Source organism: Bradyrhizobium sp. P2_E8 (genome assembly GCF_056403875.1).
Genome location: NZ_JBFUES010000277.1, coordinates 1 through 7,828 on the forward strand (window position 1 = coordinate 1; position 7,828 = coordinate 7,828).

Here is a 7,828-nt window from a genome sequence, read left to right on the forward strand (position 1 = left end):
GTGGTGAGGAGCAGCAGGCGGTCGTCGTCGACGGCGTAGATATCGCGCACCTTGCCGCGCCCGATCTTGGGAAGCGGCAGGTCGCTGGAGAGCATGGTGGTCATCGGCAAAGCTTTCGCGGACAGGGCCTTCGGGCAGAAAATCCGGCCGCACCGGACAGCGCGGCCGGAAACCGGATTAGCCTATTCCGGCAGCGGAATGAACTCATGTTCCTGCGGAACCGCCGCGAAGCGGCCGGTTTTCCAGTCCTGCTTGGCCTGCTCGATCCGCTCCTTGCTGGAGGAGACGAAATTCCACCAGATGTGGCGCGGGCCCTCCAATGCATCGCCGCCGAGAAACATCATGCGCGTTGCCTTGAGCGCCTTCACGGTGATGCGGTCGCCGGGCCGGAAGATCAGCAGCCGCGGCCCCTCATAGCGCTCGTTCGCGATCTCGACCTCGCCGTCCACCACGTAGATCGCACGCTCCTCGTGATCGGGGTCGAGCGGCACGCTCGCGCCCGCGATCGCCGTCACCTCGGTGTAGAACCAGGGCGAGACCATCGTAACAGGCGAGGTGATGCCGAAGGCGGAGCCCGCGATCACCCGCGCGGTGAAATCGCGCTCGGAAATCATCGGCAAATCGCCCGCGCCGTAGTGCTGGAACGACGGCGCGATCTCTTCCGATCCGGCCGGCAGTGCGATCCAGCTTTGCAGGCCCAGCATCTTCTGGCCCGAGGCGCGCTGAGCATCCGGCGTGCGCTCGGAATGCGCGATGCCGCGTCCGGCGGTCATCAAATTCATCGCGCCGGGCTGGATCTCCTGGATGTTGCCCTCGCTGTCGCGATGCATGATCGAGCCGTCAAAGAGATAGGTGACGGTGGCAAGCCCGATATGCGGATGCGGCCGCACGTCCATGCCCTTGCCGGAGACGAACTGCACCGGGCCGAAATGGTCGAAGAAGATGAACGGCCCGACCATCTGCCGCTTGCCATGCGGCAGCGCCCGGCGCACTTCAAATCCGTCGCCGAGGTCGCGCGTCCGCGGCACGATGACGAGATCGAGCGCATCGCAGGACATGGGATCGCCGAGCACGGGATCGTTGGAGGGTTGCCAGCTCATGGTGGACTCCTTTTGACTTTCTTGGATGCGATCGTAGCAGGATTTGGCGTCGCCGTCGCGACAAAGCCGGGCCCAGACGTCGCGGGCAATAGCTCCAGATACTCCGCCTGTCATGCCCCGMGAAGGCGGRGCATCCAGTRCGCCGCGGCCTMTCGRYTSAACCACGACCGTCTCGGAGTACTGGATCGCCCGGTCAAGCCGGGCGATGACACCGGGAGTGTGGTCACGCCGCCGACTGCGCCTCATCCTCCGCCCGGCTTTGCCGCAACGCCCGGGCATAGAGCATCATGCCCTCGCGCACCGTGCGCTGCTCGGCCTCCGTCAACGCCGCCAGCGCGCCGCTCACCTGTTTCCGTCCGAACGCATGCAGCGCCTCCAGCGTGCGCCGGCCCTTGGCCGTCAGTGACAGCAGCTTGCTGCGTGCATCTCGCTCGTCAGGCGTCTCCTTCAGCTCACCGCAATCGATCAGCTTGCGCACCAGGCGGCTGACGCTGGATTTTTCCAGCCGCAGGAAATCGCCGAGCTCGCTGGAGGTCATCGGCCCGCGGATGCCGATCTCCAGAATGGTGTGCACGGCCGACGGCGGATAGTCCGACGCCGCCACCGTCGCATCCATGAAGCCGAGCTCGCGCACCATCAGGCGCGAGGCGGCGCGGATGTCGTCGATCAGCGATAGCCCGGTCATCTTGACTCCCGGCATATAGTTGTATCATACAACTATATGCGCAGGGCGGCGCGTGCAAGCGTTTTGGAGTGACCCATGAGCGGAATTTCCCCGGCTGGTCAGCGGATGAGGGACAAGGTCTGCCTGGTGACCGGCGGCGGCAGCGGCATCGGCCGCGCCACGGCCTTGCGGATGGCGTCCGAAGGCGCGGCAGCGATCATCGTTGCGGGGCGGCGCGAAGCGGAGATCGAGGCGACCGCGGCGGCATGCCGCGAGATCGGCACGGACGCGATCGCGCTCAAGACCGACATCACGCGCGAGGACGACGTGGCGCGCCTCGTCGGCACGGCCGTGAAGCGTTGCGGCCGGCTCGACGTTGCCTTCAACAATGCCGGCTTCCAGGAGCGCCGGGCGCCACTGGAAGAGCAGGGCATGGAGATCTACGACAGCGTGTTCGACACCAATGWCCGCGCGCTGTTCCTGTGCCTGCGCCATCAATTGCCGGCGATGCTGGCGAAAGGCCGCGGCAGCATCGTCGTCAATGCCTCAGTCAGCGGCGTGCGCAATCCCAATCCCGGCTTCTCGCTCTATTCGGCCTCCAAGGCCGCGGCGATCTCGCTGACGCGCTCGGYCGCCATGGAGAACGCCCCGCGCGGCATCCGCATCAACGCCATCGCGCCCGGTCGCGTCGTCACCGACATGATGCTGCGCGCCGGCGTCGGCGATGTCGCGACGGTCAGCGCAGGCCTGCCGCTGCGGCGGATGGGGAGTCCGGAGGAAGTCGCGGAGGCCGTGGTGTGGCTGTCGTCGGACGCGTCGTCCTACGTGGTCGGCCACGTGCTGGCGGCGGATGGTGGATTTCTGGCGTCGTAGTTTTGCTTGCGGGTGGTGGCGCCAAACATTCAATGTCGTCCCGGCCTTCGCCGGGACGACGATGTGGATATACCGTGCCGCCTAATGCTTCTGCCCGTACAGTACCGGCACCGCCGAATCCACGACCACCTCCACGAGGCTCGTGCCGTCGTACGCCATCCCGCGCTTCAGCGCCTCAGCCAGCTCTGCGGCCTTGCTCACCCGCACCGCATGGCAGCCCATGCCCTCGGCGAGCCGCACGAAGTCGATGCCCGGCAATTCCAGCCCGGGCACGTTCCTCACCTGCATCACCTGGCTGAACGAGCGCATCGCGCCGTAGCCTGAATTGTTGATGACGACGACGGTCAGCGGCAGCTTGCGTTGCGCGGCGGTCCACAGCGCCTGGATCGAATACATCGCCGAGCCGTCGCCGATCAGGCACACGGTGCGGCTCTTCGGCTTGCCGAGCGCCATGCCGACCGCGGCCGGCAGGCTATAGCCGAGGCCGCCGCTCGCCATGGTGTAGAAACTGTCCTGGCCGCGCATCGGCATGAACTTCTGCATCGCCGGCCGGTGCGAGGGCACTTCCTCGACCAGCGATGCGCCATCAGGCATTGCCTGAGACAGCGAATGCAGCAGGAATTCGACCGGCAGCGGATCGGCGGCCTGCGGCGCCGGCGGCAGCGTGCGGCCTTTGGGCGCCGCGCGTTTGCTCTCCGGCAGCAGGTCGAGCAGCAGGGTGAGCGCCGGCTTCATCGTGGCGACGATGCTGGTGCCGACCGGGGTCACCGCCGCCGCATCCGGATCATCCGTGATCTGGAAGATCGTCGCGCCGCCATCGAAGATCGCGGCGTGTCCCTCGACATGGAAGGTGAACACGGGCGCACCGACCACGACGACGAGATCGTGCTCGCGCAACGCGTCGGAGAGTTGCGCCGGCGAGGCATGCAGGAAGCCGGCGAACTGCGGATGTCGCTCGGGGAACGAGCAGCGCGCCGAGAACGGGCTGACCCAGACGCTCGCCTTGGCCTTCTCGGCGACGCGCACCATCAGCTCGACCGCGCCGGCGCGGTCGACGCCGGGGCCGACGACGAGGGCCGGGTGTTTTGCTGAGCCGAGCGCGGCGACCAGCGCCTTCATTGCCTCCGGATCGGGTCCGATTTCGCGGCTGACCTTGCGCGCCTCGACCGGCGCCGTGGCATGGGTCCAGTCGTCGATCGGGATCGAGACGAAGGTCGGCCCGCATGGCGGCTGCAGCGCGGTGTAATACGCGCGCGCGATCGCGGCCGGCACGTCCTCGGGCCGCGCCGGCTCGACACTGTATTTGACGTAGGGCCGCGGGAACTCCGAGGCGCGCTCGGCATAGAGGAACGCCTGCAAGGGGAGGATCGAGCGCGCCTGCTGGCCCGCGGTGATCACGAGCGGGGTCTGGTTGCGATGTGCGGTGTAGATGTTGCCGAGCGCGTTGCCGACGCCGGCGGCCGAATGCAGATTGACGAAGCCGGCATTGCGCGTCGCCTGCGCGTAGCCGTCGGCCATGCCGACCGCGGAAGCTTCCTGGAGCGCCAGCACATAGTCGATGTCGTCGGGCCAGTCGCTGAGGAACGGCAGCTCGGTCGAGCCGGGATTGCCGAAGACCCGTCTGATGCCGAAGGCGCGCAGCAGGTCGATTGTCGCCTGCTTGACGGTGACGGATTTGCTGCCGGTCTTGCCGTTCTTGGACATGGTTTCCGTCCCTGTTGATTCCTCATCCCCGCGCAACGGCGAAGCCGTTGTCGCTGGGAGCGCGTCTTCGCGCGTCTCGAAGGATGAAGGCCCGGCTGGTGGCCTCGCCCTTCGAGACGCGCGCGTAGGGCGCGCTCCTCAGGGTGAGGGTCTAGATCGTCGCGTCGCCGCCCGCAATGACGACGTCGCCGCTACCACACCGCCGTGCCCTTCATCGTCGGCTGTCCCTCCGCATTCGCGGTCCACAGCTCCATGCCCGCCTCGGTCTCGTTGGCGTTGATGGAGAACTCCGTGCCTTCGAACAGCGGCTGAAGCCCGCGATAGGTAAACTTCTTCGGAGCCTTGCCGGCGCGAAGCCTGGCTGCCATCTCGATGATGAGCGCCGCTTGCAACGGGCCGTGGAAGATCAGGCCCGGGTAGCCCTCGACCTTGGTGACGTAGTCGCGGTCGTAGTGAATGCGGTGGCCGTTGAAGGTCAGCGCCGAGTAGCGGAACAGCAGCACCGGATCGGACACATGCGTCTCGCGATGCTGCGCCTTGGGCGGCGGAGGCGGGGCCTTGGCGCCGGCAGGCGCGCCGCTCGTTATCTCGCGATAGACGATGTCCTGCCGCTCGCGGATGGCGACGCCGCGCGGTGAGGTCACGGTGTGCTCGACCGCGACGAAGCACAGCGTACCGGTCGAGCCTGATTTCACCGTGACGTCGGCGATGCGCGAGGTCCGCGTCGATTCATCGCCGACGCGGAGCGGCTCCAGAAATTCGATCTCGCCGCCGGCCCACATCCGGCGCGGCAGCGGCACCGGCGGCAGGAAGCCGCCGCGCGTGGGGTGGCCGTCGGGCCCCAGCATCGACATCGGAAACACCGGCTGCGCCAGGCACCAGTGCACCGTGAACGGCGCGGCGTCGCCCTTCTTGGGCTCGCCGACGTCCTGGAACAGCGTCGCGCGCAGGCCCTTCACGAGCTGCGCGGTGACGATGTCGGTGGCCTCCGTGCTGCGGCCGATCCATTGCCTGAGATGATCGATGTCGAGCTTCTCGGTCATGACGCCTCGCTCTTGTTATTTCTTGGATGGACATTCGCCGATGGCCGGCACGGCACCGTAAGCGCGGCTCTCGCCGACGATGATCGGCGCCGGCGCGGGATAGCTGACGCGGCCGTTCGGCGTGTCCACCTCGATGCGGCGCAGGTGCGGGTGATTGGTGAGGTCGGCCATGGTGTTGACCTCGGCAAACGCGATGTCGGCATCCGACAGTCGCTTCAGCAGCTCGTCGCGCGTCATCTTGCCGAAGGCGTCCGCCACCGTCTTGTCGGTGAAGTCGCGGTTGCGCACGCGCTCGACCATGTTGGCGACGCGCGGATCGGCGGGCAGGTCGGGCTGATCGAGCACCTTCACGCAGAGCGTCTTCCACTCCCGCTCGCTCTGGATCGAGATCAGGATGTCCTTGCCGTCTTTCGAGGTGAACACGCCATAGGGCGCGATCGAGGGATGGCGCAGGCCCATGCGCTTCGGTGGGTTGCCGGCCTCGGAATTGAGCAGCGGCACGGTGCACCAGTCCGCCATCACGTCGAACATGGAAATGCGGATGTCGGCGCCCTTGCCGGTGCGCCCGCGCGCGATCAGCGCCTCCAGGATTGCCGCATGCGCGGTGGCGCCGGTTGCGACGTCGACGATGGACATGCCGACGCGCGAGGCGCCGTCGGGATTGCCGGTGATCGAGGCCAGCCCGCTCTCGGCCTGGATCAGCAGGTCATAGGCCTTGCGATGCGCGTAGGGGCCCTCGTCGCCATAGCCGGTGATGGTGCAGGAGATCAGCTTCGGATAGTCCTTCAGCAATCGCTCGCGCGAAAAGCCGAGCTTGTCCATCGAGCCCGGCTTGAGGTTCTGAATCAGCACGTCGGCGCTCGCGATCAGCTTCTCCAGCTCGGCGCAGCCTTCTTTCGTCGCGAGATCGACCACCGCCGACTGCTTGCCGCGGTTGAGCCAGACGAAATAGCTGCTCTGGCCCTTGGCCGCCGCGTCGTAGCCGCGGGCGAAATCGCCTTCGGGCCGCTCGATCTTGATGACTTCCGCGCCGGCATCCGCCAGCCGCGAGGAGCAGAACGGTGCCGCGACCGCCTGCTCGACCGCAATCACCCTGATGCCGTCAAGTGCTCCCATGATTGCTGCCTCAGTACGAGCGGGGCATGCCGAGCACGTGCTCGGCGACAAAGGACAGCACCAGATTGGTCGAGATCGGCGCCACCTGGTAGAGCCGCGTCTCGCGGAATTTGCGCTCGACGTCATATTCCTCGGCAAAGCCAAAGCCGCCATGGGTCTGGATGCAGGCATTGGCCGCTTCCCAGGACGCGTCCGCCGCGAGCATCTTGGCCATGTTGGCCTCGGCGCCGCAGTCGAGCCCGGCCTCGTATTTGCGCGTCGCCTMCTTCACCATCAGCTCGGCCGCGCGCATCGAGGCGTAGGCTTTCGCGATCGGAAACTGGATGCCTTGATTCTGGCCGATCGGCCGGCCGAAAACGCTGCGCTCCTTGGCATAGTTCGTGGCCTTCGCGATGAACCATTTGGCGTCGCCGACGCATTCGGCCGCGATCAGGATGCGCTCGGCATTCATGCCGGAGAGGATGTAGCGGAAGCCCTTGCCTTCTTCGCCGATCAAATTCTCCGCCGGCACCTTCATGTCGGTAAAGAACACTTCGGTGGTGGCGTGGTTCATCATGGTGCGGATCGGGCGGATCTCGAGGCCGTTGTTCTTGGCTTCGCGCATGTCGACGATGAACACCGAAAGGCCGTCGGTGCGCTTCTTGGCCTGCTCCTTCGGCGTGGTGCGCGCCAGCAGCACCATCAGGTCGGAATGCTCGGCGCGGCTGGTCCAGATCTTCTGGCCGTTGACGATGTAGCTGTCGTTGCCGTCCTTGCGCGCAAAGGTCTTCAGCGAGGAGGTGTCGGTGCCACTGGTCGGCTCGGTGACGCCGAAGGCCTGCAGGCGCAATTCGCCGCTCGCGATCTTCGGCAGATATTTTGCCTTCTGCTCGGCATTGCCGTGCCGCAGCACCGTGCCCATCGTGTACATCTGGGCGTGGCAGCCGCCGCCGTTGCACCCCGCACGCTGGATCTCTTCGAGGATCGCCGCCGCCGCGGAAAGCTTCAGGCCCGCGCCGCCATATTCCTCGGGGATCAGCACCGAGAGATAGCCGGCCGCGGTCAGCGCGTCGACGAAGGCCTTGGGGTAGGCCATCTCGCGATCGAGCTTGCGCCAGTATTCGCCGGGAAACTGCGCGCAGAGCTTTGCGACGGCTTCGCGGATATCGGCGTGATCTTCGGTGTGGTGTTCTTCACTCATGGCGTTTCCCGTTTGGTGCCGCAGTTAAGATAACGCCGGCCGATCCTCCGGCGTTGTGAAAACAACGCCAGCCCCCTCTGCTCATGTGCTATAGCGTATGGAGGAGCCTTCCAGGATTGGCAAGCATGGATTTCCGACCGCTCAGGAC

Annotated in this window: 7 protein-coding genes and 1 pseudogene; 1 reads left to right on the forward strand and 7 read right to left on the reverse strand. The window is 66.3% G+C overall.

From position 1 onward, the window contains the following. The 3 genes and pseudogenes from AC1D00_RS17110 to AC1D00_RS17120 form a co-directional block, all read right to left on the reverse strand. A pseudogene (locus AC1D00_RS17110) lies at positions 1 to 104 on the reverse strand (phosphoribosylaminoimidazolesuccinocarboxamide synthase); the annotation flags it as partial. Between the two features lie 78 nt (positions 105 to 182). Next, the gene (locus AC1D00_RS17115; RefSeq protein WP_135175128.1) at positions 183 to 1,100 is read right to left on the reverse strand and encodes a pirin family protein; all 918 of its coding nucleotides are present in this window, start codon (positions 1,098 to 1,100) and stop codon (positions 183 to 185) included. 223 nt (positions 1,101 to 1,323) lie between these two features. Then, positions 1,324 to 1,785, reverse strand: coding sequence for a MarR family winged helix-turn-helix transcriptional regulator (locus AC1D00_RS17120; protein WP_198033885.1), 462 nt, complete (start codon positions 1,783 to 1,785; stop codon positions 1,324 to 1,326). Positions 1,786 to 1,860: 75 nt separating this feature from the next. Here AC1D00_RS17120 and AC1D00_RS17125 point away from each other — a divergent pair, with 75 nt between their 5' ends. Beyond that, positions 1,861 to 2,637 (forward strand): SDR family NAD(P)-dependent oxidoreductase, encoded by a 777-nt coding sequence (locus AC1D00_RS17125; protein ID WP_477011482.1) that lies wholly within the window; start codon positions 1,861 to 1,863, stop codon positions 2,635 to 2,637. Positions 2,638 to 2,718: 81 nt separating this feature from the next. Here AC1D00_RS17125 and mdlC read toward each other — a convergent pair whose 3' ends face one another. From mdlC to AC1D00_RS17145, 4 genes are all read right to left on the reverse strand, one after another. After that, positions 2,719 to 4,341 carry a benzoylformate decarboxylase gene (gene mdlC / locus AC1D00_RS17130; protein ID WP_477011483.1) on the reverse strand — a complete coding sequence of 541 codons (1,623 nt, stop codon included), beginning with the start codon at positions 4,339 to 4,341 and terminating at the stop codon, positions 2,719 to 2,721. Between the two features lie 191 nt (positions 4,342 to 4,532). Further along, positions 4,533 to 5,384, reverse strand: a complete 852-nt coding sequence (locus tag AC1D00_RS17135; protein WP_477011484.1) for an HTD2 family dehydratase — start codon at positions 5,382 to 5,384, stop codon at positions 4,533 to 4,535. Between the two features lie 15 nt (positions 5,385 to 5,399). Next, positions 5,400 to 6,500: a CaiB/BaiF CoA transferase family protein gene (locus tag AC1D00_RS17140; RefSeq protein WP_477011485.1), complete on the reverse strand. Its 1,101-nt coding sequence runs from the start codon at positions 6,498 to 6,500 to the stop codon at positions 5,400 to 5,402. Between the two features lie 10 nt (positions 6,501 to 6,510). Further along, positions 6,511 to 7,680, reverse strand: coding sequence for an acyl-CoA dehydrogenase family protein (locus AC1D00_RS17145; RefSeq protein WP_477011486.1), 1,170 nt, complete (start codon positions 7,678 to 7,680; stop codon positions 6,511 to 6,513). Between the last annotated feature and the right edge of the window lie 148 nt (positions 7,681 to 7,828).